22 protein-coding genes are annotated in these 25,877 nt (G+C 45.9%); 10 read left to right on the top strand and 12 right to left on the bottom strand.

Going from position 1 to position 25,877, the window contains the following annotated elements:
- Positions 1-3 precede the first annotated feature (3 nt).
- The 6 genes from trpD to secG all read right to left on the bottom strand — a co-directional run bounded on the left by trpD (position 4) and on the right by secG (position 6,778).
- Positions 4-1,017 carry an anthranilate phosphoribosyltransferase gene (gene trpD / locus P6574_RS10300; RefSeq protein WP_310620193.1) on the bottom strand — a complete coding sequence of 338 codons (1,014 nt, stop codon included), beginning with the start codon at positions 1,015-1,017 and terminating at the stop codon, positions 4-6.
- 86 nt (positions 1,018-1,103) lie between these two features.
- A complete protein-coding gene (locus P6574_RS10295; RefSeq protein WP_310620192.1) occupies positions 1,104-2,987 on the bottom strand; it encodes a SurA N-terminal domain-containing protein in 1,884 nt (627 codons plus the stop codon).
- Between the two features lie 273 nt (positions 2,988-3,260).
- Positions 3,261-3,680 carry an SH3 domain-containing protein gene (locus P6574_RS10290; RefSeq protein ID WP_310620191.1) on the bottom strand — a complete coding sequence of 140 codons (420 nt, stop codon included), beginning with the start codon at positions 3,678-3,680 and terminating at the stop codon, positions 3,261-3,263.
- Between the two features lie 99 nt (positions 3,681-3,779).
- Entirely contained in the window at positions 3,780-4,613 is an 834-nt protein-coding gene (locus P6574_RS10285; RefSeq protein WP_310620190.1) for a hypothetical protein, read from the bottom strand.
- A gap of 11 nt (positions 4,614-4,624) precedes the next feature.
- The gene (locus tag P6574_RS10280; protein WP_310620189.1) at positions 4,625-6,253 is read right to left on the bottom strand and encodes a CTP synthase; all 1,629 of its coding nucleotides are present in this window, start codon (positions 6,251-6,253) and stop codon (positions 4,625-4,627) included.
- 138 nt (positions 6,254-6,391) lie between these two features.
- Positions 6,392-6,778 (bottom strand): preprotein translocase subunit SecG, encoded by a 387-nt coding sequence (gene secG, locus P6574_RS10275; protein ID WP_310620188.1) that lies wholly within the window; start codon positions 6,776-6,778, stop codon positions 6,392-6,394.
- A gap of 331 nt (positions 6,779-7,109) precedes the next feature.
- Here secG and P6574_RS10270 point away from each other — a divergent pair, with 331 nt between their 5' ends.
- Positions 7,110-7,742: an HAD hydrolase-like protein gene (locus P6574_RS10270; RefSeq protein ID WP_310620187.1), complete on the top strand. Its 633-nt coding sequence runs from the start codon at positions 7,110-7,112 to the stop codon at positions 7,740-7,742.
- Between the two features lie 194 nt (positions 7,743-7,936).
- Here P6574_RS10270 and P6574_RS10265 read toward each other — a convergent pair whose 3' ends face one another.
- Entirely contained in the window at positions 7,937-8,224 is a 288-nt protein-coding gene (locus tag P6574_RS10265) for a Dabb family protein (RefSeq protein WP_310620186.1), read from the bottom strand.
- 339 nt (positions 8,225-8,563) lie between these two features.
- A complete protein-coding gene (locus tag P6574_RS10260; RefSeq protein WP_310620185.1) occupies positions 8,564-12,223 on the bottom strand; it encodes a vitamin B12-dependent ribonucleotide reductase in 3,660 nt (1,219 codons plus the stop codon).
- A gap of 822 nt (positions 12,224-13,045) precedes the next feature.
- Here P6574_RS10260 and P6574_RS10255 point away from each other — a divergent pair.
- Positions 13,046-13,432, top strand: coding sequence for an NADH:ubiquinone oxidoreductase subunit NDUFA12 (locus P6574_RS10255; protein WP_310620184.1), 387 nt, complete (start codon positions 13,046-13,048; stop codon positions 13,430-13,432).
- 111 nt (positions 13,433-13,543) lie between these two features.
- Here the strand turns inward: P6574_RS10255 and P6574_RS10250 are convergent, their stop codons facing one another.
- Complete coding sequence (locus tag P6574_RS10250; RefSeq protein WP_310620183.1) at positions 13,544-14,203, bottom strand: alpha/beta hydrolase; 660 nt, start codon at positions 14,201-14,203, stop codon at positions 13,544-13,546.
- A 302-nt stretch (positions 14,204-14,505) separates the two neighbouring features.
- Here P6574_RS10250 and P6574_RS10245 point away from each other — a divergent pair, with 302 nt between their 5' ends.
- The 8 genes from P6574_RS10245 to tenA all read left to right on the top strand — a co-directional run bounded on the left by P6574_RS10245 (position 14,506) and on the right by tenA (position 22,166).
- Positions 14,506-15,687 carry a cysteine desulfurase family protein gene (locus P6574_RS10245; protein WP_310620182.1) on the top strand — a complete coding sequence of 394 codons (1,182 nt, stop codon included), beginning with the start codon at positions 14,506-14,508 and terminating at the stop codon, positions 15,685-15,687.
- A 117-nt stretch (positions 15,688-15,804) separates the two neighbouring features.
- The gene (gene sufB, locus P6574_RS10240) at positions 15,805-17,277 is read left to right on the top strand and encodes a Fe-S cluster assembly protein SufB (RefSeq protein ID WP_310620181.1); all 1,473 of its coding nucleotides are present in this window, start codon (positions 15,805-15,807) and stop codon (positions 17,275-17,277) included.
- A 64-nt stretch (positions 17,278-17,341) separates the two neighbouring features.
- Positions 17,342-18,094 carry a Fe-S cluster assembly ATPase SufC gene (gene sufC / locus P6574_RS10235; protein ID WP_310620180.1) on the top strand — a complete coding sequence of 251 codons (753 nt, stop codon included), beginning with the start codon at positions 17,342-17,344 and terminating at the stop codon, positions 18,092-18,094.
- Between the two features lie 15 nt (positions 18,095-18,109).
- Positions 18,110-19,420 carry a Fe-S cluster assembly protein SufD gene (sufD, locus tag P6574_RS10230; protein WP_310620179.1) on the top strand — a complete coding sequence of 437 codons (1,311 nt, stop codon included), beginning with the start codon at positions 18,110-18,112 and terminating at the stop codon, positions 19,418-19,420.
- A gap of 5 nt (positions 19,421-19,425) precedes the next feature.
- Positions 19,426-20,676 carry a cysteine desulfurase gene (locus tag P6574_RS10225; protein ID WP_310620178.1) on the top strand — a complete coding sequence of 417 codons (1,251 nt, stop codon included), beginning with the start codon at positions 19,426-19,428 and terminating at the stop codon, positions 20,674-20,676.
- Between the two features lie 8 nt (positions 20,677-20,684).
- Positions 20,685-21,080: an SUF system Fe-S cluster assembly protein gene (locus P6574_RS10220; protein ID WP_310620177.1), complete on the top strand. Its 396-nt coding sequence runs from the start codon at positions 20,685-20,687 to the stop codon at positions 21,078-21,080.
- 35 nt (positions 21,081-21,115) lie between these two features.
- Complete coding sequence (locus P6574_RS10215; protein WP_310622144.1) at positions 21,116-21,487, top strand: HesB/IscA family protein; 372 nt, start codon at positions 21,116-21,118, stop codon at positions 21,485-21,487.
- Between the two features lie 19 nt (positions 21,488-21,506).
- On the top strand, positions 21,507-22,166 hold the full coding sequence (gene tenA, locus P6574_RS10210; RefSeq protein WP_310620176.1) for a thiaminase II: 660 nt from the start codon (positions 21,507-21,509) through the stop codon (positions 22,164-22,166).
- A gap of 110 nt (positions 22,167-22,276) precedes the next feature.
- Here tenA and P6574_RS10205 read toward each other — a convergent pair whose 3' ends face one another.
- The 3 genes from P6574_RS10205 to P6574_RS10195 form a co-directional block, all read right to left on the bottom strand.
- Positions 22,277-23,329: a GGDEF domain-containing protein gene (locus P6574_RS10205; RefSeq protein WP_310620175.1), complete on the bottom strand. Its 1,053-nt coding sequence runs from the start codon at positions 23,327-23,329 to the stop codon at positions 22,277-22,279.
- 107 nt (positions 23,330-23,436) lie between these two features.
- Positions 23,437-24,867 carry a DEAD/DEAH box helicase gene (locus tag P6574_RS10200; RefSeq protein WP_310622143.1) on the bottom strand — a complete coding sequence of 477 codons (1,431 nt, stop codon included), beginning with the start codon at positions 24,865-24,867 and terminating at the stop codon, positions 23,437-23,439.
- A 195-nt stretch (positions 24,868-25,062) separates the two neighbouring features.
- Complete coding sequence (locus tag P6574_RS10195) at positions 25,063-25,788, bottom strand: hypothetical protein (RefSeq protein ID WP_310620174.1); 726 nt, start codon at positions 25,786-25,788, stop codon at positions 25,063-25,065.
- Positions 25,789-25,877: the final 89 nt, after the last annotated feature.

Genomic DNA, 25,877 nt, shown 5'->3' with positions numbered 1-25,877 from the left:
ACTTTACGATTGGGACACAGTAATGATGCGTTGCAAATGAGCAAGAGCGCTACCACTGTCTATACTTTGCGCGGCAAGCTCAACGCCTTCCTTTAGATTAGAAACGCGCTCAGCCACAATTAATGCAGCTGCTGCATTGAATAGCACAATATCACGGTAAGGATTGTTTGCCCCGTTGAGGACGTCAAGAAGTGCTGCTGCGTTGTAGGCAGGGTCGCCGCCCTTCAATTCCGCCAAAGATGACATAGACAGTCCAGCATCCCTAGGGTGTACTTCAAACTCGGTGATTGCACCATCTTTAATCTGGGCTACCCGCGTTGAGCCAGTGGTTGTGATCTCATCAAGGCCATCGGAGCCATGAACTACCCACGCTGACTTGGTTCCCAGTTTTAACAGGGTATCGGCGATCGGGCGCACCCACTTTGTGTCATAAACGCCAGTCATTTGACGGCTTACGCCAGCTGGGTTTGCCAAGGGGCCTAAGATATTAAATATAGTACGTACACCTAGTTCTGTACGGGTTGGGGCAACATACTTCATTGCACTATGGTGTGCTGGTGCAAACATAAAGCCTATTCCGGCTTTGTTGATGCACTCGGAAATCTCTTGTGGTCCAAGGTTAATATTAATACCCAGCTCTACCAGCGCTTCAGAAGAACCTGACTTGGAAGAAAGTGAGCGATTACCATGCTTGGCTACCATAACACCGCAGCCAGCTACGACAAAGGCTGTGCAGGTTGATACATTGTAGGTACCGGAGTTGTCGCCCCCCGTTCCAACTATATCTATCGCATCTATGGGAGCGGAGACGCGCAGCATTTTTTTACGCATAATTTCAACAGCCGCCGCAATTTCATCAATTGTCTCGCCCCTCATTTTCAAGGCGATGAGGAACCCCCCTATTTGGGACGGAGTGGCCTGACCGGACATGATGATTTCGAAGGCTTGTTGAGCTTCTTCACGACTTAGTAAGTGTGCATCCGCGACCTTGGCTATTAGAGCTTTTAAATTGCTCAAGGTACGTTCCTTCCTGCAAAGCTTGTTTTTGAATAATGGCAGGTACCCAGTTTGTGTTGTGTCCAAACTGGGTACAGCTAGGTCTCCTAGCGAGCGGCGGAACGCGAGACTTGCGAGAGCAGGTTTTGATTCACCTGCACGTTGGCATCTGTTTCCAGCCTCTGAACATATTGATTCACCAATGTATTTTGAACGTCATTGGCCATCTCTTGTTCAAGTTGCTGCATCTGCTGCTCATTGGTAACAGGGGTGTTTGAGCTGATAACCTTAATTAGAAGCCGCTCATCGGGACGTCCTATAACCTCGGCTGTCGAGCCAACCGGCTCGGAAAATGCCGCTGAAACAGCCTCTCTGGAGAGAGAAGACGGTACAGAATTCCTTGAAAAGGGTTCTGATGTTTCAACAGTCAAGCCTGTCTCGTGTGCAATTTCAAATAGAGGCGTACCATTCTCAAGCTTTTGCAGAAGGCTTTTCGCCTCTTCGTCTAGAAGCTTTGATCTCTTGTCATCAGTCCAATCTGTTTTAACCAGCTCATTAACCTCAGAGAGAGACTTGTCCCTTTCTGGTATAACTTGATCAACTTGGTACCACAGGTATCCATTTGTACCTAAAGCGATAGCGTCATTCTCTTGACCAATATCACTGCCGAATACATCTGAAATAAAGTTTTCAGCGGAAGGCACTTCAACTTTGTTACCCTCCTGGCCTATGCCGGATCTATTGAAGGGAGCAGATGTTTCTAGGTTAAGCTTGAAACGACTTGCGATTTCCTGAAATGTGCTGCCACCTGCGCGAGCATCTTCAATTTCCTCATAGAGGTTCTGGATTTCATCCTCGGCAATAGATTCGGCAATTTCCTTGCGTAACCGAGGCTCTTCCTGCTGAAGAGAAGACGTTGTCGCTGGTTCTATTTTGTTAACTTTTATGATTACATTGGATAGTTTTCCATTGATAACGCCGCTTGTTTCGCCTTCAGCTAAGGCAAATGCCGCATCTGCAATAGATTGGTCCAAAAAGCCAGATTTCGTCATAAGGCCAAGATCGACATCACTTTCAGTCAAATCTCTTTCACTCATGATATTCTCAAAGCTGGCTCCGCTTTGAAGCTGCTGTGCGGCTTCTTCTGCTTGGCTTTCATTGGCAAATGAAAGTTGGAAAACTTGACGCTGCTCTTTTGTTTGAAGTCTTGGCTTCTGGCGCTCATACTCTGCTTTTATTTGCTCATCTGTAACAGATTGAGGCAGAGCAACGGAGGCTGGAGTTAATTCAATAAATGTGGCTTTACGGAACTCTGGGGCACGGTAATTTGCTTTGTTTTCTTCAAAGTAACTGTTTAGCTCTTCTTCTGTTGGTGGTGTTACTGTACCAACAAGAGTTTCGGGCAGAGAAACAAATTGAATTACACGTTCTTCGTTTTGATATTGATATGCCAACTGTACTAAAGGTTTGGGAGCCGCAACATCTCCCGCAAGAGCTTCGACAAGCTGTTGCCTTTCAGCCAGTTTTTGCTGAAGAACAACAAATTCATCCGAAGAGATCTGAACTGCGCGTAAAAAGTTGTTCAAGCGGTTACGGTCGAAAGTTCCGCCTATTCCTTGGAAACTTGGATCTTTTTGAATGACTTCCAAAATAGCGTCATCTGAGACGCCAAGTTTCAATGATGTTGCCTCATCATTTACTGCAGCCTCGGCTATCAACCGACCCAGAACTTGCCCCGGTATACCAAAAGCGGCCCCTTGTTCAGCCGTAATCTGCTGGTTAAGCTGGTTTGAAAGTGCACTTAGCTCACGTTGATAAGCCTCCTGAAATTGCAAGGTAGAAATTTCAGTTTTACCGACTTTTGCGACTGAGTCATTCCCAAAGCCCGTAAAGACATCAGCAATACCCCAAACGGCAAAACTGATTGCAAGTAAGCCTATAAGTACTTTTGCAATCCAAGAACCTGCCTTTTTCCGCAGCGTGTCCAGCATATTAAAATCCGTTCTTTTGTTTATTTCCTTAGAAATAACACAGTTGTGTCAGCCCGTTGTACAAGGTTGGCGGATAATAAAGTTCCTTTATGATTTGAGCAAGCTCAGTCAAGATTGAACACAGTGAAAATATGAGGGTTTTTGTGAAGTTGTGCAAAAAATAGCAGTATTTGTAGCTGTTGTGGCTCAAAGTGGGTCCTACTACGCGAGTAGGAAAATAATAGTGCGTTATAGGCTGCCTGTATAACTAGATGGTTCGCTCTTCTTTTATAGTTACCAGTCTAAAGATCGACGCATACGTTCCCATGCTGAAAGCTCTTCCACTGGTAAGCCTGCTGGGGGAGTTGGTTGTGCGAGTGGCCTTCTGCGAGTAAAAACCGGAAAGCCCCAGTATGGAGGGTTTGTTACAGGCGGAGCTGTAACAATAGGTGGAGGCCCGCCTTCTAAAGGAGCAATATAATTTGAACTAACCCATCCATTTCGACCGGCATAGACAACTAGACACCAAGAGAGGCAACCTCTTACCTCCAGATAGTTCCCGTAGGGAATAATCAGAACGACTTCGTCATCGAGGCTAGGGCCTGTACGAAAGTTGAGTGGCTGTGTGGTTCTGGCTGGCCATGCGAACACTTCAGATGCAAAAAAAGTAAATAGAATCAGAGATGTAATCAAGAGGTGGCGGAAAGTGCGCATTCCAAACTACCCTATTGCAAATTAAGTATTCTGCTGAGCCTATCTCAGCAGAAGGATGCGCACTATTGGCAAAAGCTGAAAGTTCCCGACCATAAGAGATTAGCTAGCGATGATAGCGAGATCTAGGATATTATCTGGGCTGATGACTAGGTAACCATTGTGTTCTCTTGGGTCCGCATTTTTCGCAAATTTTTCAAACCGTGATAGCTCTTTGAAGCGACAATGAATGGCCGCTAGTTGCAAGCCCTGTGTATTGTTAGGCGCAGCTAAGTCGTAGAGAGCTTTGTAGGCGGAGGGGGAAAGGACCTGAATGGATACATTCCCTGTCTCAAGCTCCAGACCTAGGCTGGATAATCGCGCACTTTTAGATCCAGTGAGAGCTTTCAAGTACTCATGGTGATCGGCAGGGTTATCGGCTACAAGAACAATGGATGATATATCTTCTGCGCCATTAGAGTGGGTAGCTAGTGCTGAATCAAGCTGTGTTTTAGTGTTACTAAAGCTATGCGAAGAAAAAGAAATCTCAGAAGTTAGTGGGTCCCGAGAAAAAAGACATGCAGCTTGGTTGGAGTTATCTGGCTGCAAAAGGCGTCTGTCAACGTAATCTCCAAATCCGGCAGTATTCAATGCAGCGTAATCTCTTTGAATATCTTGACTGCTAAATGAAAGCTCAGTCCTGTGCAAAGAGGATTTCGAAGCATTTTGTAGATATGATCTGAGGGCAGATTTTTCGTGAAAAGGAATCGGTTGAGCCGAATTTTTCTTCTCTGAAAACAGTTGAATAGTAACATTCTTCAAAGATATCTGATGGTAATTATTATCAGATGTAAGAGAACTTATGTTCTCTACAGAAAAACCGAGCATAGTCCATTGCTTAACTGCCTCGTCCATAGACGAGACAGTTTTAATAATATTCTTAAGGGCAATTGCCATGAAAGTTCACCCTATACCAAGCGGCTGTAATCCCGTGCAGCAGCAACAAAAGATGCAAACAACGGGTGAGGCTCAAATGGACGTGATTTTAACTCAGGGTGATATTGGACCCCAATAAACCAAGGGTGCTCTGGGATTTCAACGGTCTCGGGCAAATAGCCATCAGGTGAAGTTCCAGCAAATTTCAGGCCAGCTTGTTCCAAACGCTGGCGGTAGTCGATGTTGACTTCATACCGATGGCGATGGCGTTCAGAGATATTCTGATTGCCATAAACTTCCGCAATGCGTGAGCCCTTTTCTAAGAGTGCATCATATGCGCCTAAGCGCATTGTGCCACCAAGGTCACCATCATGATTACGGGTTTCTTTTTCATTTCCTTTATTCCACTCGGTCATCAATCCGACAACAGGCTCATTGGTTGTGCCGAACTCTGTGGAACTAGCCTCTGCAATGCCAGCCATATTTCTGGCAGCTTCTACAACGGCCATTTGCATACCAAAACAGATGCCAAAGTAAGGAATTTTATTTTCTCTGGCATATTTGGCCGCGGCAATTTTACCTTCTGAGCCACGTTCGCCAAAGCCGCCCGGAACCAGAATACCGTTCACATTTGAAAGGTAAGGGGCAGGATCTTCCTTCTCGAAAACTTCAGATTCGATCCAGTCGATATTGACTTTGACAGAGTTTGCAATCCCGCCATGTACGAGGGCCTCAATAAGAGACTTGTACGCATCTTTAAGGACTGTGTATTTGCCAATTACTGCAATATTGACCTCACCCTCGGGGTTTGCCAATGAATTAGAAATACGCTCCCAGCGCGAGAAGTCTGGAGCAGGGGCGCCAGTAATACCAAATGCCTCCAAGACTTGCTCATCAAGACCTTCTTTGTGGTAGGCAATCGGCACATCGTAGATGCTTTTCGCATCATATGCGGGAATGACGGCCGATTCGCGAACATTACAGAATTGCGAAAGTTTTCTGCGTTCAGCTTCGGGAATCTGGCGGTCACAGCGGATGAGAAGAATATCAGGCTGAATACCAATCGAACGCAGCTCTTTTACCGAATGCTGTGTAGGTTTGGTTTTCATTTCTCCAGCGGCTGGAATATATGGAAGAAGCGTCAAATGAATGAAAATTGCCTGACCTCTTGGCAGGTCATTCCCAAGCTGGCGAATAGCCTCAAAGAAGGGAAGTCCTTCAATGTCACCAACGGTTCCACCAATTTCACACAGTACAAAGTCGTAGTCTTCGTTTCCATCCAAAACGAAATTTTTGATTGCATCGGTCACGTGCGGGATAACTTGTACTGTACCGCCCAAGTAGTCGCCGCGACGTTCTTTTGCAATAATTTCTTGATAGATACGACCGGTGGTTATGTTGTCCTGCTTATTTGCTGGACGACCTGTGAACCGTTCGTAGTGTCCCAGATCAAGATCAGTTTCGGCGCCGTCATCTGTGACATAACACTCTCCATGCTGATAGGGGCTCATCGTGCCCGGGTCTACATTGAGGTATGGGTCCAACTTTCTAAGACGAACCTTGTATCCACGAGCCTGCAAAGCAGCGCCGAGAGCGGCTGATGCTAGTCCCTTTCCAAGAGAAGACACAACACCGCCTGTAATAAAGATGTAACGCGCCATTGATCGCTACCGTATCCTTAGGAATAGCACCTCAAAGGGTACTAATTATTATGGTTATTAAACGCAAGAAAACGAGCGCTGCGTTAAACGCAACGCCGTTATTATAATGTTCGATGTACCTTTCAGCACAAAAGAAGTTTATTGTGCTGCGGGCACTTGTGGTCCTGATGGCTGAGCTGGAGCCTGTTGCTGACTGTTACCTTGCAACTGCTCTAACAAACCTCTACCAGTATCTTGAGTTTGCTCGCTTTGAACAGCTGTAGGTACATTATCAAGCAAAGAGCCTGGTCGTTCATCCCAACGGGAAATAAGAGCCAAACTTAATGAGGTGATAAAAAATACAGCAGCGAGTATAGCTGTGCCACGTGTGAGGACGTTGGCTGTACCACGGCTTGTCATAAAGCCGCCGCCACTGCCGCCGCCTCCTCCCATACCCAGAGCTCCGCCTTCAGAGCGTTGCAAGAGTACAAGAGCAACCAAGGCCAGAACGACCATTAAGTGTATTACGATAAGAACGGTTTCCATTGGTACCCTTGATGCCTTTGAATTACGTTTTCACGCGTTTCTAACCGAAAAAAGTTCAGCTTTCTACCCTCAAGGCAAAGCATTTTAATAGACTGCACGTATTCTTGTTGTTGTTTTTCTTGTTTCTAGTAATTTGGTTGCCTTTTTGAGGAGTGGAACCTGACAATTCATGTCTGATGCAGTTGGCTGAGTAGGATCGGTTGTTCTACCCCCATAAAGAATAGGAGTTTTAGGAGCTTGCTGGATGTAGGATAAAGGTGTTTTGTATCGAGTATGCTTTTGAAGTAGTTCCTCTGCACTTTGAATAAGGTTTAGTGTGTATTCACGAAAATTGGCTATTTTTGATTTTGATGGCACCCTCGCCACTAGTGGTGAGTGGTTCTATGATGTCTACAACAATATCGCCCGCAAATATAAAACGCGCGTAATTTCCTTTGAAGAGTACAAGATGTTGAAGGGGAGAAATCCACGCTTTGTCATCTCATACCTGAAAATTTCCGGTTGGAAGCTCCCTATACTTGTTCGTGAAGTCAGAAAAATGGCAACTAGAGACGTTGATATGTTTCAAGCCTACGACTGGGTATATGATGTTTTGAAGGATCTTAGGGAATTAGATGTCTCCATAGCAGTTGTGAGTTCCAACTCGGAAAAAAATATGAGGTATGTGCTGGGTGGTCAGGTTGCTAGCCTGATTGATTATTATTCCGCCGGTGTGTCGATCTTTGGGAAGGCGCCTAAGTTTAAAAAGGCTATTAGAAAATGTAAGGCATCACACTCATCCACCTTTTCCATTGGAGATGAGATACGGGATATCGAAGCTGCGCGTAAAGTTGGAATAAAGAGTATTGCAGTGTCTTGGGGCAATGGAACCTTTAGCTCACTAAAGGATATGAACCCGACTGCTGCGGTTGAAAGGCCTGAAGAAATTCTGACTTTGTTTCAAAGTGGAAGTCACTCGAGATAATGGGGTGTTTCTATTCGATCACTGTTTTTGAGGAGCTTTAGAAGGGGCAATAGATATTCAGTAGAGGGAGTTGCGTCCGTACTTGGGCCTTCTAAAGAAGGACAATTTCAATAAAAATTAGGAAGTGTGTTTTCGTATCAGCTAGGTATATAATCATACAGCTAACGAGTTTTTCGAGCACACTCCCAAGGAGCTTAAGATAGAAAGTCCGCTGCCAATCGTCTGTCTCTCAAAGGGCGTACGACTTCAATGGATTTATGATAAATATCATGAGCCTTAAAGGCACTTAGCTGTTCCTCATTTTCAAATTCACCGTAAACTACAAAATCAACCCAGTTCTCAGAGATACTGTCTGTTTTTATATTTCGACCAACTTCCAAATGCATACAAAAAGGATTTTGCTTCAATAAGTTTAGTCCCTCATAAACTTTTTCTCTATCCTTTGGATTTTTGGCATTAAACAAAACTATATGGCGGATCATTACAAACTATGTCTCTCTTTGGACGCTTTGAGTGGTTTAGTTAAGGGGGTAATCTTTTAGTTTCGAATTAGCAAACAGTCTATATGAAGGCAACGTGTGCGGTATAAGGTCTTTGAGTAGGGTATTAGTTATATGCAGGCTATTTTCTGACATCGGTCAGCTGAGTTCTTGATGAATTGCATTTTAAATATATCTTTAAATACAAATGGATAAAGTAAAGTCTTGAATTGTGAATATTCGGCTTCTCTCATGTGTTTAATTGAAAATGAAGCCTGTATTGCTACAGGCCTCACTCTTTGAAAATATGTAGATAAAGCCAAATGGCACTACTATGCGCAATTAGCTACAACCGCTCGTACTGCCGCAAGTGTCGCATTTCAAGCAAGTCCCGTTGCGGACCATTGTGAAGTTACCACAGTCGGAGCAGCTTTCACCTTCGTAGCCTTTCATACGGGCTTGGGCTACTTGCGTGGCCTTGGAAGTTTCCGCTTTCACCATTTCGACTTTACCGCTGTCTCTAGAGCTATCAGAGTTTTTGCTGAGAGTCTGCGAAATGACAGTTGAAGTTGATGTTACGTGGGCTGCAAAGCTTCCACCGTCTTCGTTTCCTTTAATTAGGCGAAACTGTTCGGTCTGTCCCCTTACAAGCCCGTGAGACACTACTGCAGGTTGCGCTTCCGCATCTTGTTTGCCTTCATTGAAACGCGAAACCGATGTGGATGTTACAAGACTTTCCGGAGGAACATGGGCAAGGTCATTTCGGCCAAGGTAGGAAACTGCTAACTCTCTGAAAATATAATCAAGAATGGAAGTGGCATTTTTAATTGCATCATTACCCATGACCATACCAGCAGGCTCAAAACGGGTAAATGTAAAAGCATCAACGTACTCATCCAAGGGAACTCCATATTGAAGCCCCAAAGAGATAGCTATTGCAAAGTTATTCATTAACGACCGGAACGCTGCACCTTCCTTATGCATGTCAATGAAGATTTCACCGATGCGTCCGTCTTCATACTCACCGGTCGTTAAATAGACCTTGTGTCCGCCAACTGAGGCTTTTTGGGTGTACCCTTTACGCCTGTTGGGCAGCTTTTCACGCGTACGTACAGAGCGTTCAATAATCCGCTCAACAATACGCTCGGCCAGAACTTCCGCCTGTGCAGCCTGTGGTTTTGCGGTGATTGCTTCAACTGCGTCTTCAGCGTCTTCGTCCTCCAGAAGTTGTGCGTTCAGTGGCTGAGAGAGTTTTGAGCCGTCGCGGTAAAGGGCGTTAGCTTTCAAACCCAACTTCCATGACAACATATATGCGTCTTTACAATCCTCAACAGTCGCGCCACTTGCCATATTAATGGTTTTTGATATGGCGCCAGAAATAAATGGCTGAGCGGCTGCCATCATTCTTATATGACTCTCAACGGACAAATATCTCGTACCTGTGCGCCCGCAAGGGTTAGCGCAATCAAATACCGCATAATGTTCCTTAGAAAGGTGAGGGGCACCTTCAAGGGTCATTGCTCCACAAACATGCGTATTTGCTGCTTCAATTTCGGATTTTGTAAAACCAAGGTGAGCTAGTAAGTCAAACTCGGAATTTTCAAGCTGATCTGCGCTTACTCCTAGAGACTGGGTAAGAAGCTCGTCACCGAGTGTCCAACGGTTGAATATGAATTTTACATCAAAAGCCGAACCAAGGGCCGAGGCAATTTTTTCTAGAGCTTTATCATCGAACCCCTTTGCTCGCAAAGATGTTGGGTTGATTGCGGGTGCTTGCGATAGGGAGCCGTGCCCTACAGCATAAGCTTCGATTTCAGCAATTTTAGCTTCTCCGTAACCAAGCGCTCTAAGGGCTTCGGGAACAGCTCTGTTTATAATTTTAAAGTAGCCACCGCCTGCAAGCTTCTTAAACTTTACCAATGCAAAGTCAGGCTCGATACCCGTGGTATCGCAATCCATGACAAGGCCAATCGTACCAGTTGGAGCGATGACACTTGTTTGGGCGTTGCGATAACCATGTTTTTGTCCCAGCTTTAATGCGGTATCCCAAGCTTCTTTGGCTCGGTCTATCAAAATAGGCTCTGGACAGGATTTGTGATCTAAAGAGACTGGAGGGGTGGATAGTCCTTCACATTCTTCGCTTATGCCATGAGCGGCCCGCCGATGGTTGCGAATTACTCGTAGCATATGATCGGCATTGGCTTTATAGCCCGGGAAAGGCCCTAGCTCTCCAGCCATTTCGGCGGAAGTTGCGTAAGATACGCCTGTCATGATCGCGGTAATTGCTCCGCAAAGCGAACGCCCTTTATCACTATCGTAAGGAATGCCGGCTGTCATAAGTAGGCCGCCGATATTTGCATAGCCTAAGCCCAGAGTTCGATATTCGTATGAGAGTTGGGCAATCTCTTTTGAAGGAAACTGTGCCATCAATACGGAGATTTCCAAAACCATGGTCCAAAGCCGAACGCCGTGTTCAAAATTATCGTAGTTAAAGCTGCCGTTCTCATTCCGGAACTGGATTAGGTTCAGTGACGCAAGATTACAAGCCGTGTCGTCAAGGAACATATATTCAGAACAAGGGTTTGATGCCCGAATCTCGCCTGCATTCGGACACGTGTGCCACTCATTAATCGTGGTATGGTATTGAAGGCCTGGGTCTGCTGATGCCCAAGCGGCGTATCCAATTTGTTCCCATATGTCTGCTGCTTTGACTGTTTTTATTGTCTCCCCGGTCGTTCGGGCAGTCAAATCCCAGTCAGTGTCTTGGAAGACTGCGTTCAGAAAACCATCAGTAACGCGAACGGAGTTATTTGAATTCTGCCCGGCAACGGTCAGATAGGCCTCTGAATCCCAATCTGTATCATAGGTTGGAAATTCAATTGTCTTATAGCCCTGCCGCGCAAATTGAATGACCCGTTGAATATAATTTTCTGGAATTAGAGCCTGCTTGGCTGCGCGCATTTCCCGCTTTAGGACAGGGTTCTTCTTTGGGTCAAAGCAATCATCTCCACTACCTTCGCAGTTGATGCAAGATTTCATTACTGATTGAAGGTGTTTTTGACATACTTTGGATCCTGTTACGAGAGCAGCAACCTTTTGCTCTTCTTTGACTTTCCAGCCGATGTATTCTTCAATGTCGGGATGATCAACATCAACGACCACCATTTTTGCTGCACGCCGTGTGGTTCCGCCAGACTTGATAGCTCCAGCAGCTCGATCTCCAATTTTGAGAAAACTCATGAGGCCGGAAGATTTGCCGCCGCCAGCGAGTTTTTCACCATGAGATCGCAAACGGGAGAAGTTGGAGCCTGTGCCTGATCCATATTTGAAGAGGCGAGCTTCTCTAACCCACAGATCCATAATGCCATTCTCGTTCACCAAGTCATCATCTACCGACTGAATGAAACACGCATGGGGTTGAGGGTGCTCATAGGCTGAGTTGGAGCGCACCAGTTCGCCGCTCTCAAAGTCTACGTAGAAATGCCCTTGGCTTGGACCATCAATACCATAGGCCCAATGTAGGCCTGTATTAAACCACTGTGGTGAGTTGGGGGCGACCTTTTGGGTAGCGAGCATGAAACGCAATTCATCGAAAAAGGCGAGAGCATCTTTTTCGCCGGTAAAGTATCCACCCTTCCATCCCCAGTATGTCCAGGTACCTGCCAAACGATCAAAAACCTGACGCGAATCGGTCTCTGAGCCATATCTATCGGAAGTCTTTAGCTTGCTAAGAGATTTTGTGTCTGCAACTTTGCGCCAAAGCCAGCTTGGTACGTTGTTTTCCTCTATTGCTTTTAGCTTGGTGGGAATTCCAGCTTTACGGAAATATTTTTGCGCAAGAATGTCAGAGGCAACCTGAGAAAATTGTGTCGGAACTTTAATGTTATCGAGACGAAAAACAATTGACCCGTCCGGGTTTCGTATTTCGCTTGTAGCGTCACGGAATTCGATCCCGGCATAAGGGCTTTGCCCTTCTTTCGTATAGCGCCGTTCAACTTTCATAAATGCCCCCTAGCATTGGCCAAAGATTGCAGTGGTTTTGGAACCTATAGAGTTTCACTCGAAGCCGCTCACCGCACGGCTGAAATAGTGAAAAAGATACAAAACTAATTGCAATTCAATTCTTAAAAAGAATCTGAAACCCTATCTTTTATACCACATATAGTGCGTGATGAAAAATCAAACGCCATATATAGAAAAAATTGACACGCAATATTACAGCCTTTGAACTGGTTCAAAGGTTCTATAAACAATGAGAGATTTAGAGATCGCCTAGCAGTAGCCTTTTTGATAGCGCATCAGATTACTCATTGGAATTTGATTGAATCGGTGAGAAGGGTCAAGCGCGTAAAATCCTCCATATAGGGCTTTGATATGGAAAATGGCACAAAATATTGTGTTTATTGTAGGTTGTATGGAGTGGATAAAGTAGGGGTTGATAAAAGAATGCCCATAGGAACCAAGCCCTTTTAAAGGGAATTTCTGTCTAGTACTTTTTATCAAAATATTTTTTCTGAAGACCGCATCTGAGTGGAAACAAATGTGTGGGTAAGCAGACTAGGATTTTAACTAGTTTGATTGGTGTAATTGGGAGGGGCAGAATCTTGAGGTGTGTCTCGTAATTCATTCTTTAGGGAATAAAGGGGTAAAGTTGAGTACATGGAATTATTTGAAGATGATAAGGCTATAATCTCGATATCTGTATTTACGCCCATATATTCCGGTTGCATTTCCAAAGTCCACTGGACACGGAGATAAACAGTCGCCATATTCGCCAAAATTCGTATGAAATTGGACTTAGAAATAAAAAAAGGACCTGCGGTAATGAAGAGGTTTATTCTCCAGTTGTTTTCTTGGTGGCATGAAGAGACCATGGGAACACGCTTTTTTACATGGAGGAAAGGTGTGCTTGTGGGGACTGATGAGAATGGAAACACTTATTACAAAGAACGGGATGGCAATCGGCGCTGGGTAAAGTACAGCGGCTTGGCAGAGGCTTCCATGATACCACCGGGTTGGCACGGGTGGATGCACCATAGGACCGACACTCCTCCTACTGAAGAAGAGTATAGCCCAAAAGAGTGGGAAGGAAAGCACCAGCCTAATATGACTGGAACATCCGGCGCATATAGACCGAAGGGTTCGATCCTAGGGGCGGACAAGCGCCCAGAAGTTACCGGGGACTATGAGGCTTGGACCCCAGGGAACTGATGCAATTGTTTATGTAAAAAGACCCGGCTAGTCACCGGGTCTTTTTTTATTCTATTTAAGCAAGTCGGATCGAGAATTTACACGCGTTCAATCCTGTGTGGCTTGCTTGTATTAACTCTCATGTTCTGGAATGAGGCCAAGGCGGCGGTCAAGGTATTCAGCGCAATTACCCATCAAGGTGTCGATATGGTTCTCGAAAAAGTGATTCGCACCAGGGATTATTTGATGATCAATGGTGATCCCTTTTTGGGTTTTTAGTTTATCGACCAGCGCTTGAACGTCTTTTTGCGGAACAACCTTATCCTGATCTCCGTGAATAATCAGGCCGGAGGAAGGGCAGGGTGCAAGGAACGAGAAGTCATGCAGGTTTGCTGGTGGCGCTACTGAAAGGAATCCCTCTACTTCAGGTCTTCTCATCAGCAGTTGCATACCAATCCATGCGCCAAATGACACGCCGCTGATCCAGCATGCGCGTGCGTCGGGATGAATGGTTTGAACCCAATCCAGCGCTGCCGCAGCATCGGAAAGTTCCCCCTGTCCATGGTCGAATTGGCCTTGGCTTCTTCCTACGCCTCTGAAGTTAAAACGTAAAACTGCAAAACCACGTTGAGCGAACATATAATACATCTTATAGACGATTTGGTTGTTCATAGTTCCGCCAAACTGCGGGTGCAGATGGAGGATTAGTGCGATTGGCGCGTTGCGTTTTTTTGCGGGATGGAATCGGCCCTCCAAACGACCGGCTGGACCGTTAAAAATCACCTCTGGCATAGACGTGGAAAATCCCTTGTTGTTTCTGTGTGTATCTTTCCAATTTCTAAAATGGCTTTGCTATCAATAGTAATTAAAACTTGACTATTACCTACAAGTTTAATACACCAGTTTAGAATTATTCGAATGTGCAGCCTTTTGGTGCCTATGTTATCTCACGATATATACAAACATAGTGTCAAAATGGAAGCGTAATCGAATTCTAATTGAGCTTTATCATGAGTCATTTGGAAATTGCTAAGGTTTCCTAAGGCATTGATCAGTTTTCTGGGATAAAGTAAATCCTGAGCTTTGTGCTAAGAATGAATAAAGAACCGATGATAACATACCTTGACTATAACGCTGGAGCGCCAATTCGCCCGGAAGCTCTTGAGGTGGTTGTTGAGTCTCTTAGTGAAGTAGGGAATGCCTCGTCCATTCACCAGTATGGCCGTAAAGCGCGGCGTACGGTAGAAGAGGCAAGAATTGCAGTTGCAGAACTGGTCTCCGCAAACCCTCAGAATGTTATCTTTACCAGCGGTGGAACGGAAGCCAATGTTATGGCCCTTTCACCCACTTGGTATCGGGAAGGGAATCCATTCGAAGTTAGTCGGCTGTTTGTGAGCTCCGTGGAGCATCCTTCAGTTCTATCGGGTGGTAGATTTCCGGTGGAAAAAACCAGTCAGCTACCTGTATCGAAGGATGGGGTTGTTGATTTAGACGAGTTGCGAGGGATTCTGCAAGAGGTGCCAGATGGAGAGACTGCTCTCGTCTCAGTTATGGCTGCCAACAGCGAGACCGGCGTACTTCAACCGCTTCAGCAAATTAGCGTGATCGTTGAAGATGCAGGGCATCTGCTCCATGTGGATGGGGTTCAGGTTGCTGGGAAGAGTTTTGTTGATCTGGGGTTGGTCGGATGTAACAGCTTTTCCATTTCTTCCCATAAAATTGGTGGTCCACAAGGTGTTGGCGCGCTGGTTCTTTCTAGTGGCTCGTTACGCCCCGCGCCCCTTCTTAATGGTGGTGGGCAGGAGAGTTGGCGGCGGGCCGGTACAGAAAATAAATCCGGAATTGCAGGTTTTGCAGCTGCGGCCAATGCGGCATTAAGAGAACTAGATAGTCAAGAGGTTATCGGTTTCCAAACCCAACTTGAAAGAGGTCTCAAACGTATTAGCCCTGATGCAGTGGTTTTTGGTGAGCAGAGTTCGAGGTTGGCTAATACCACGTGTTTTGCCTGCCCTAAAATTGTGGCCGAAACTGCTTTGATCGCCTTTGATTTGGCTGGAGTTGCTGTTTCGTCCGGCTCGGCATGCTCGTCAGGTAAAGTTGGTGTGTCTCACGTTCTAGAGGCGATGGGAGTTGGTGGGGATTTGGCTCGCGGTGCAATTCGGGTGAGTTATGGATGGAATTCCTCATGTGAGGATATTGATAGGTTTTTGGAAGTGTGGGCTCGGATCTATGAGCGAATGGGTCCGGCAAAGCCCCTCCGATCTAGAGCTATTTAAGCTCTTCGTACTTCCAGTGATGGTTTAGTATGCTACCTTAACTAATTGGGTAGTAAAGGAAAAAGAAAAAGTTTGCGAGAGTTTTTTCGCAGGGACTAGCCCCGAACGGAGTTTAAAATGGTTGCAGTGCAAGAGACCATTGATCAAGTCAAGGCGATTGATGTTGATCAGTATAAATACGGGTTTGTTACAGATATCGAATCCGAACTCGCACCAAAGGGCCTGAATGAGGATATCATCCGCTTTATTTCTGAAAAGAAAAATGAGCCGGAGTGGATGCTTGAGTGGCGACTGGATGCCTATCGTCGTTGGCGGACGATGGAGGAGCCTTCCTGGGCTCGGGTGAACTATGAGAAAATCGACTTCGAGGAACTGCACTATTATGCTGCGCCAAAAACTGCGCAGGGTCCAAAGAGCTTGGACGAAGTAGACCCTCAAATTCTTGATACCTATAAAAAGCTGGGTATTCCTCTTTCAGAGCAGGAAATTCTCGCAGGCGTTGCTCCAGAAAACCGGATCGCAGTTGATGCTGTATTTGACAGTGTGTCTGTTGCGACTACTTTTAAGGAAGAGCTGGCAAAAGCGGGAGTTATCTTTTGTCCGATTTCAGAGGCAATTCGTGAGCATCCAGAACTGGTGAAGAAGTATCTGGGTTCCGTGGTTCCTGTCTCCGATAACTTCTATGCGACGATGAACTCCGCCGTTTTCTCCGATGGCTCGTTTGTATACATTCCAAAAGGCGTACGCTGCCCAATGGAGCTGTCAACCTACTTCCGCATCAATGAACAAAAGACCGGGCAGTTTGAACGGACATTGATTATCGCGGATGAGGGGTCATACGTCTCCTATCTGGAAGGGTGTACAGCTCCTCAAAGGGATGAAAATCAGCTACATGCTGCTGTTGTTGAATTGGTCGCTCTGGAAGGTGCTGAGATCAAGTATTCAACCGTTCAGAACTGGTTTCCAGGAGATGCTGATGGAAAAGGCGGTATTTTCAACTTTGTGACCAAGCGCGGAGACTGCCGAGGAGCCAACTCCAAAATTGCTTGGACGCAGGTGGAAACCGGATCTGCGGTTACTTGGAAGTATCCAAGCTGTATATTACGTGGCGACAATTCTGTTGGTGAGTTTTACTCTATCGCTATTTCTAATGGTCATCAGCAAGTCGACAGTGGCACAAAAATGATCCACCTAGGCAAAAACACATCTAGCCGTATTATCTCAAAGGGGATTTCTGCAGGGGTTTCTCAGAATACCTACCGTGGTCAGGTTTCTGCTCATAAAAGAGCGTCCAACGCTCGAAACTTTACCCAGTGTGACTCTTTGCTCATTGGCGACAAGTGCGGTGCGCACACAGTTCCATATATAGAGAGCAAAAACTCTACTGCGGTTTTCGAGCATGAGGCAACAACCTCGAAAATTTCCGATGATCAGATGTTCTATTGTCAGGCACGCGGATTGAGTGATGAGGAAGCTGTAGCGCTCATTGTCAATGGTTTCGTGCGCGATGTTATTCAACAGCTGCCAATGGAATTTGCTGTGGAGGCGCAAAAGCTGATTGGAATTAGTTTGGAAGGCAGCGTCGGGTAAGGGCCTTTCAAGGTCAAGCGCTAGTCAATCTACATAACAAATTAAAAGAGACGAGATTAACTCTATGTTGGAAATTAAGAATCTGCATGCTCAGGTGGACGGCAATGAAATTTTGCGGGGCGTGGACCTTGTTGTTAAGCCCGGTGAAATTCATGCAATTATGGGCCCTAACGGTTCTGGAAAGTCTACATTGTCCTATGTTCTTTCAGGTAAGGACGACTATGAGATTACTGAGGGTTCGATCACGTATAATGGTGAGGATATGCTGGAATTGAGCGCGGATGAGCGGGCAGCTGCCGGTATGTTCCTTGCGTTCCAGTATCCAATTGAAATTCCCGGCGTTGCTACAATGACGTTCTTGAAAACTGCTTTGAATGCGCAACGAAAAGCTCGTGGAGAGGATGAAGTCTCCACTCCGGATTTCATGAAGCTTGTGCGTGAAAAGTCTGCGGACTTGAATGTTACTCCTGAAATGTTGCGCCGCCCTCTTAATGTCGGTTTTTCCGGTGGTGAGAAGAAGCGCGCAGAAATTCTTCAGATGTCTCTCTTGGAGCCAACACTTTGTGTTCTCGATGAAACTGACAGTGGTCTTGATATTGATGCGTTGCGTATCGTGTCAGAAGGTGTCAACAAACTACGTTCACCGGAGCGTAGCATGATTGTCATAACCCACTATCAGCGCTTGCTGGACCATATTGTACCAGATGTGGTGCATGTTCTTTCCAAGGGTAAAATTGTAAAGACGGGTGGGAAAGAACTGGCTCTTGAGCTTGAGAAAAATGGTTATGCCGACTATGTCGGTGAGAACGCTGCTTAAACGCGAGGGACAACTATGACTGCTGAAGCACGGGTGACGAAAACCCCAGCAGAAACTGGCTTGACCGAGCAGTTTGCTGCAACCAAAGTGAGTTTGGCGGGTAACACCGCTGTTCTTGCCAGAAGAGAAAAAGCCTTTGCCGTCTTTGAGGAAAAAGGGCTACCGCACCGCCGCATTGAAGAGTGGCACTACACGGATTTGCGCGGCAAGATGCGCAACGCGTTTGCCATGGCTGCTGGAGCCAGCGGGGCGGATAAAAGCGACCTTGAACAAGCTCTTGCAATAGACAGCTATAAAGTCGTTATACAAAATGGACTTTTGGTAGTAGGTCTTTCTGATTTGGGAGAGCTTGAGGCAGGTCTGACTGTACGCAGTTTAAAAGCCTCTCTTGAAGCCGGCGAAGAAGATGTCCTGAATGATGACGGGCTGGTTGACGATGCTGCCGTTTTACTGAATTCTGCATTTGCGCAGGATGGTATTTCCATTAGCGTTGCGGAAAATGTTACACTGTCCAAGCCGTTGCAGATTTTGCATGTGTCTAGCGAAGGTGAGACATGTTCTTACCCTCGTCATGACCTGCAAGTGGGTAACGGTGCAAACGCAACAATTATCGAGAGTTTTGTTGGGGCATCGGAGGCATCCTATCAAGTTAATACCTTGAGTAAGGTTTTTGTGGGTGACAAAGCAAAGGTGCTTTGGGTGAAGCTGCAAAAAGAGGCAGCCGACGCTCAGCATATCTCTAGTTTTGCGGCGACTGTGGGAGCTGACTCGGATTTCTCTCACTTTACCATAACAACAGGATCATCCTTATCACGTAACCAGATTTGGATAAAATGTGCAGGTGAGGGCTCAACGATTGGATGCCGCGGTATATCCATGCTTAACCAAAAGCAACATGCTGATGTGACATTGCTTGTTGACCATGCAGTCCCTTCATGTGACAGCCGCGAATTCTATAAGTCTGTTGTCGATGATCAATCTCATTCAGTCTTTCAGGGGAAGATTATTGTCGCTCCTGATTCCCAAAAGACTGATGGGCAGATGATGGTCCAGTCTTTGGTTCTCAATGATGATGCGCAAGTCAGTGTGAAACCAGAACTGGAAATCTTTGCTGATGACGTTCAGTGTGCTCATGGTGCGACCACAGGAGATATTGATGAAGATCTTCTGTTCTATTTGCGTGCTCGAGGTATACCAGAGAAACAGGCTCGTCACCTGCTCATTATCGCTTTCCTCGCTGAAGTGATTGAGGAATTGGACAACGAGGCTGTGATTGAGGTTCTGGAAGCTGAAGTCAGAAGCTGGCTCGGCACAGAAGAGGTATAATTTCTATGAACATCCGCGAAAGGATTGATCCCGTAATGCCAGTCTACGATTTGGAGAAAGTCCGTCGGGACTTTCCAATTCTTTCGCGGGAAGTCTATGGAAAGCCTCTGGTTTATCTGGATAATGGTGCATCAGCGCAAAAGCCCCAACAGGTTATTGATGCGATAACTAACAGTTACTCTCATGAATACTCTAATGTTCATAGAGGGTTACACTTTCTTTCTAATGCAGCTACTGAGCGTTTTGAAAGTGCTAGGGAAAAAGTTCGAACATTCTTGAATGCTCCAAGCATCGATCAGGTTGTCTTTACCCGTTCCTCTACAGAGGCCATTAACTTGGTTTCTTACGGGTTGGTTGGCTCTGTGAGTGAAGGGGATGAGATTGTTCTCTCCATTCTGGAGCATCATTCGAATATCGTACCTTGGCATTTTCACCGTGAGCGTTCCGGCGCTGTTCTTCGTTGGTCACCTGTGGCAGATGATGGGACATTCTTGTTGGATGAGTTTGAAAAGCTTCTGACAGACAAGACCCGTCTTGTTGCAATAACGCAAATGTCAAACGTGACGGGAACTGTCGTCCCAATTAAAGAAATATGCCGGTTGGCGCATAGTCGTGGGGTTAGGGTCCTTGTGGATGGCTCGCAAGGTGCTGTTCATATGCCAGTGGATGTCCAGGATTTGGACTGTGATTATTATATTTTCACTGGGCACAAGGTGTATGGCCCCTCTGGCATTGGAGTTCTCTACGGAAAAAAAGAGGCCCTTGAAGAGCTTCGTCCCTTTAATGGCGGTGGAGAGATGATCAAGGGCGTGACAGAAGACATCGTAACCTATGCTGATGTCCCACACCGCTTTGAAGCGGGAACTCCGCCCATAGTTCAGGCCATTGGCTTGGGTGCAGCCCTTGATTATATGGAGAGTTTGGGGCGGAACAATATTGCGCGGCATGAGGAGGTACTTCGTGATTATGCGAGTGAAAAACTCGCCGAAATAGGTTCTCTGCGTGTTCTTGGGACAACCAAGGAAAAAGGTGCCATATTCGCATTTGAAATAGATGGTATTCATGCCCATGATATTTCTATGGTGATTGACCGAGAGGGGGTTGCCGTAAGAGCGGGGACGCATTGCGCTCAGCCACTGCTATCGCGTTTTGGAGCAACGAGTACCTGCCGTGCAAGTTTTGGATTGTATAATAGTATTGAAGAGGTAGACCGGCTTGCTGATGCACTCCGGAAGGCCCAGAGAATGTTTGGATAGGACCCCATATGACTGACCAACCTCTTATCAGTGAGTTCACTCAGGAGCCGTTACAGTCGACTGAGATCAGCAATAGTTCCACCATTCCTGCAGAGGAGCTGGAGCGGCTAACATCAGATATTGTTGCCGCCCTCAAAACGGTTTTTGATCCAGAGATACCTGTTGATATTTATGAACTTGGCCTCATCTATAAAGTTGACATCGAAGACGACCGGTCTGTGAAGATCGATATGACGCTAACTGCTCCAGGTTGTCCGGTTGCAGGCGAGATGCCAATTTGGACCGAGAATGCCGTGAGCGCGGTCCCTGGAGTAAGTCATGTAGATGTAACGATGGTTTTCGATCCTCCGTGGGACCCTAGCCGTATGTCAGATGAAGCCAGAGTAGCGCTAAACTACTTCTAGGTGCATGGTTGTATGAATTAGTTGGAGGGATTGAGATGGCTGGGTTGGCTGATTTCAAAATTATATCGGTTGATGATGAGGCGGCTGCTCAAATTCAACAAATTATGGCTAGTCGCAGCGAAAAAGTTGAAGGCTTGCGAATTGGAATTAAAAAGGGCGGCTGTGCTGGCATGGAGTATACCATGGACTTGGTGGAGCAGGCCCAGCCTGGTGATGATATTGTTGAAGACAATGGGGTGAAGGTGTTTATTGAACCCTCGGCCGCCCTTTATCTTCTTGGTACAAAAATGGGATTTGAATCGACCAAATTTCGCTCGGGGTTCACGTTTAAGAATCCCAATGAAATTTCTGCCTGTGGGTGTGGTGAATCTGTAGAGATTTCTCCAGCAGAGTTACCAAACTCCTAAACGTATTAAAGGTTCTATCGTGTCGTTATTTGAACGCTTAAAAGCGGACTGTCCTGTTGTTTGGAATAACTATATTGACCATGAGTTCACACGGGGGGTAGGGAATGGCTCTCTGTCTAAGGACGCTTTTTTGCGATATCTTGCCCAAGACTATCTATTTTTGATTGAGTTCTCGCGGGCCTATGCTCTTTCAATATATAAGAGCAATACCCTTGATCAGATGAAAAGGGGCCTAAAAGGCGTCCAGTCCATTTTAGATACTGAAATGCAGCTTCATGTCCGTTTCAGCGAGAAGTGGGGCATTCATGAGCAAGATTTGGTAAACACCAAACCCGAGATAGCAACAACAGCTTATACTCAATTCGTACTACATTCCGGCATGAAGGGGGACCTGTTAGATTTGAAGGTTGCTTTAGCGCCTTGTGTTATCGGCTATGCCGAGATAGGGCGGAGCTTACTTCAAAGTTCCAATGCAACAGGTGCCGAAAATCCTTTCAACGATTGGATATTGGAATACGCGGGTGAGGAGTACCAAAACCTTGCTAATGAGGCGATCCAGGAATTGGACCTTCTAGCCTCTGAGTATATGACAGAGCAAAGGTATTCGCGGGTTTTAGAGATTTTTGAAAAGGCCACTCAGTTAGAAGTTAATTTCTGGGATATGGGGTTGGGGCGTTAAGCCCCAACTGCGGTCAATAGGAGAGGCACGAATACCTGCGGGTGATTTTTAAAGTAGGTAGTAAGCGTTAGTTTCAGGCCTGAGATGCCACGAAACTTCCAAATTTCGACCTAAGCTACTTGACCAAAATCTGGAAGATCAAGTTCAGTTTTTACAAGGTTACGCCCCATGCCCTTCGCTTGATAAAGGGCAGCATCGGCCCGTTCTATCAGACTTTGACTGGTATCCCCGCTCCGAAATGAAGCGACGCCAACTGAAAGCGTTATGCGTCCCAAGTTCTCACCAGTAGAGCGCTTAATCAGTTCTTTAGACAGAACTGCCCTTCTGATTTTTTCGGCTATTTCCTGTGCAACTGTCAATGAAGTTAGGGGAAGGATGACGCCGAACTCCTCACCACCATATCTACAAGCTATATCTTGAGGGGTCACGTTTTGTTTGGTTGCCATGGCTACCAATCTCAATACCTGATCACCTGTTTGGTGGCCATAATTATCATTAAACTGTTTGAAGTGATCTATATCGGTAATTAGAAGAGCGAGTGGCGTTTCACCTTCATTTGCCGCTTGCACAGCTCTGTCAAGAGTTTGATCAAAGTGCCGCCGATTATAAAGGGTAGTTAGCTCATCTTTCAACGATTCAGCGCGAATGGTTTCGAGGTTCTCATGAAGGTCGGAAAGGTGGTCTCGGGCAGTCAGAAGCTTATCTTGGTGAGCCCGGTTGATGTCCAATGTAGATGCCGTAATTCGAATAAGATCAAGAGTGAGTAGCTTGAGTTCACTTTGTGTGAGCTCAGTTCCCATCTTATCCAAAGCTGTTTCCAGATGATCAACGTAAAGGGTGTTCTTTTGTGAGCTTCGCTTCAGTATCTCTACAAGATCATTAATCTTGTCAGTGACTTTGCCCCCAACCTCATCAATGCGTTCACTCAGACGATCAACTGATAGATAGCGATTATATATACTATCCGCTTGTTCCTCTGTGAGTTTTCCCGTCTCACTTAGGATCTTGTTGATTGAGCGCGTCAGATTTGGGTTTATACCTGAAGAGTAACTGTACCAAAGCTCATAGTTTCTAGGAAATGCAGGGATTTCACTAGTTTTAATATGCTTTAATGCGCTATCTGCATAAACAAGAGAACGTTTGATATTTTCGTCTTTTGACATCGAAAGCTCGTAGCTAATAACCACATTGGGAGGTTTCCCCAGTGTGGTTATTAAAGACGTAACCCTAAATCAAGGTTAACAAAAACTTAAAATTTTAGGTTAATTGGCTATTTGAGGCGAGAGTCAAATTCGCGCAAAATGAATGCGGGAACGTGTGAGCTGTTTTTGAATAAGACTAAGTCTTCTGGGTGCGTACGGCTATGAGCTGGCTTGCTGGAGACCTGTTCGTGATAAGCTGCAGGCACTGAAGGCTGTGGCGTCATATCTGTGATAAGTGTAGAATCAGGCTGGTCTTCCATTTTTGTTTGCCGTGTAACCTTTTTCGAGCTGCGAGTTGTTGTTTTATTTCTGGAAGACGAGCTTTTTGGTTGCCGCTTCCGGGATTTTTTCTCTTCTGCGAATGCAGCAAAATCAAGTGGAGAGCCAAGCCATTCCAAGTTTTTGGAAATATTCTCTTCGATGGCTTTCAATAGCTTTTCATCTTTACCTGTAACAATTGATGTTGCAGTGCCACTTCTTCCCGCGCGCCCTGTTCTACCGATCCTGTGTACATAATCTTCAGCGTGCAGGGGAAGGTCATAGTTAAACACATGGCTAACGCTTGGAATGTCCAGACCTCTGGCCGCTACATCACTGGCAACAAGAATGGAAATATTCCCTTTCTTAAAGTTATCAAGCATTGTCATTCGGGTACGCTGATCCATATCCCCGTGTAGCGCACCTACGGAAAAGCCGTGTTTGTCCAGAGAGCGGAATAGAATTGATACATCCCGTTTTCGGTTGCAGAAAATAATCGCGTTGGTGAGCTCTTCAGCTTGATTGATTTGATCCCGCAGAATAGCCCTTTTTTCGTAATCCTCAGGCTCGGACGCAACAACCCTTTGGGTAACAGTGTCCGCAGTTGTGGAGGCTTTGGCGATTTCAATTTTTTCCGGGTTATGGAGAAAATCGTCTACAAGCCTTTGAATTTCTGGAGGCATCGTCGCCGAGAAGAAGAGTGTTTGGCGTGTAAAGGGTATTAACTTACAGATGCGTTCAATATCTGGAATGAAGCCCATGTCCAGCATGCGATCAGCTTCATCAATAACCAAGATATCGACACCTTGTAAGAGTAGCTTTCCTCGTTCCACATGGTCTAGAAGGCGTCCTGGCGTCGCGATTAGAACATCGGCACCGCGTTCCAAAATTCTGTCTTGATCGCCGAACGAAACGCCGCCAATGAGGAGCGCCACGTTTAACTTTTGGTTTTCACCGTATTTTCGGAAGTTCTCTTCAACTTGAGCAGCAAGTTCTCTTGTAGGCTCGAGTATGAGTGTTCTTGGCATACGTGCTCTTGCACGGCCCTTTTCCAAAAGCGTAATCATCGGAAGAGTAAACGAGGCTGTTTTCCCAGTCCCTGTTTGAGCAATTCCGAGGACGTCCCGGCGCTCTAGGACATGAGGAATGGCTCCTGCCTGAATGGCAGTGGGCTCTGTGTAGCCAGACTTTTCAACAGCTGCGAGAACTTTCTCGCTTAGTCCAAGAGAGGAAAATGACATTACAGTTGCGATCTTTACGGTGAACTCCAGAAGATATGGCTCCCAATCAATTAGGGTATCTTCACTCAATATGATCGGCACACTACATGCCCAAGGTATATTGTCAATAAATTCCGAGTGTTCTGCATGTGAAATGAGCAAATTTACATGCATAAACTGGGGAGCTATATTGAGCAGGTACTTTGACGGGAGGCTTTAAGTATTGAGAAGCATATCCCCATAGAAGGCTTTTATATCTTTGTGATAGCGAGTTTGTAGCTTTCTTGTAAGAGTGCTGTGATCTGGTCCGTTAAGGAAGTTATGATCGGTTTGAAGTTGGTTTTGTAATCTGGGGCATTCTCCAATTTCAAGTCCGTGATGGAGAATTAGTAACTTCCTCAGGCGCTCCCACTCGTCCCTTTGGTTTTCGGTTCGAAAGTAAAAGGACGGAATGAGCTTTCCCTTGTAGCTGACTATATCACTTTGGCTGCGAAAGAAGTTATCTGCCCTGTAATCAGGTATGGAGACAATGCGGTTCACAAATTTTTTAAATGTTTGGCCGGGAACGATGCCGTAATGCGCAAGCCGAGAGGATGCGGTATTTGTATGTGCAATGCGTTTAGCGTAGCAATCAGTTATTTTGGCAAGAGGGTCTCGTGTAAAGGTAATGGTTAGGCACCTGCTGCTGCTGCGCACTAGGTCACGTGCAGATGCAATTTCAAACTGGCACAGAGAGATGAGGGGAGAAGGGTGTCTAAGGTGAAGTGGTTTCCCATATCCCTCGGTTAATAATGCCAGCCTTTCAAGTAGAGTTGGAAGCAGGTTTTCGGCTACATCCGGAATTCGTGCAACGGCAATATTGAGATCTCTGAGTAGAAAGAAAGATTGATCCCGAAGTGGGCGTCTCGATTTGTCGTAGAGGCTGTAAGCAGCTTTCAGCATAATGCCAGCCAACTCTGGTGTGCAGGAAACGGGTGTTGTGATCTCGAATCTTTATCACAACACAATCCTTGCACATCTCATCGAGATTT

This window comes from Pseudovibrio sp. M1P-2-3 (genome assembly GCF_031501865.1).
Lineage (GTDB): Bacteria > Pseudomonadota > Alphaproteobacteria > Rhizobiales > Stappiaceae > Pseudovibrio > Pseudovibrio corallicola.
This window is presented reverse-complemented; position numbering and strand designations above follow the sequence as displayed.

What these genes read in the sequence shown, in the direction of transcription:
- P6574_RS10255 (WP_310620184.1), top strand. Translation starts at nt 13,046, where the DNA reads ATGAAGAGGTTTATTCTCCAGTTGTTTTCTTGGTGGCATGAAGAGACC.
- P6574_RS10195 (WP_310620174.1), bottom strand. Translation starts at nt 25,788, where the DNA reads ATGCTGAAAGCTGCTTACAGCCTCTACGACAAATCGAGACGCCCACTT.
- P6574_RS10290 (WP_310620191.1), bottom strand. Translation starts at nt 3,680, where the DNA reads ATGCGCACTTTCCGCCACCTCTTGATTACATCTCTGATTCTATTTACT.
- P6574_RS10250 (WP_310620183.1), bottom strand. Translation starts at nt 14,203, where the DNA reads ATGCCAGAGGTGATTTTTAACGGTCCAGCCGGTCGTTTGGAGGGCCGA.
- sufC (WP_310620180.1), top strand. Translation starts at nt 17,342, where the DNA reads ATGTTGGAAATTAAGAATCTGCATGCTCAGGTGGACGGCAATGAAATT.
- P6574_RS10215 (WP_310622144.1), top strand. Translation starts at nt 21,116, where the DNA reads ATGGCTGGGTTGGCTGATTTCAAAATTATATCGGTTGATGATGAGGCG.
- P6574_RS10280 (WP_310620189.1), bottom strand. Translation starts at nt 6,253, where the DNA reads ATGGCGCGTTACATCTTTATTACAGGCGGTGTTGTGTCTTCTCTTGGA.
- secG (WP_310620188.1), bottom strand. Translation starts at nt 6,778, where the DNA reads ATGGAAACCGTTCTTATCGTAATACACTTAATGGTCGTTCTGGCCTTG.
- P6574_RS10205 (WP_310620175.1), bottom strand. Translation starts at nt 23,329, where the DNA reads ATGTCAAAAGACGAAAATATCAAACGTTCTCTTGTTTATGCAGATAGC.
- P6574_RS10285 (WP_310620190.1), bottom strand. Translation starts at nt 4,613, where the DNA reads ATGGCAATTGCCCTTAAGAATATTATTAAAACTGTCTCGTCTATGGAC.
- P6574_RS10260 (WP_310620185.1), bottom strand. Translation starts at nt 12,223, where the DNA reads ATGAAAGTTGAACGGCGCTATACGAAAGAAGGGCAAAGCCCTTATGCC.
- sufB (WP_310620181.1), top strand. Translation starts at nt 15,805, where the DNA reads ATGGTTGCAGTGCAAGAGACCATTGATCAAGTCAAGGCGATTGATGTT.
- P6574_RS10295 (WP_310620192.1), bottom strand. Translation starts at nt 2,987, where the DNA reads ATGCTGGACACGCTGCGGAAAAAGGCAGGTTCTTGGATTGCAAAAGTA.
- P6574_RS10220 (WP_310620177.1), top strand. Translation starts at nt 20,685, where the DNA reads ATGACTGACCAACCTCTTATCAGTGAGTTCACTCAGGAGCCGTTACAG.
- P6574_RS10200 (WP_310622143.1), bottom strand. Translation starts at nt 24,867, where the DNA reads ATGTCATTTTCCTCTCTTGGACTAAGCGAGAAAGTTCTCGCAGCTGTT.
- sufD (WP_310620179.1), top strand. Translation starts at nt 18,110, where the DNA reads ATGACTGCTGAAGCACGGGTGACGAAAACCCCAGCAGAAACTGGCTTG.
- P6574_RS10245 (WP_310620182.1), top strand. Translation starts at nt 14,506, where the DNA reads ATGAATAAAGAACCGATGATAACATACCTTGACTATAACGCTGGAGCG.
- P6574_RS10265 (WP_310620186.1), bottom strand. Translation starts at nt 8,224, where the DNA reads ATGATCCGCCATATAGTTTTGTTTAATGCCAAAAATCCAAAGGATAGA.
- P6574_RS10225 (WP_310620178.1), top strand. Translation starts at nt 19,426, where the DNA reads ATGAACATCCGCGAAAGGATTGATCCCGTAATGCCAGTCTACGATTTG.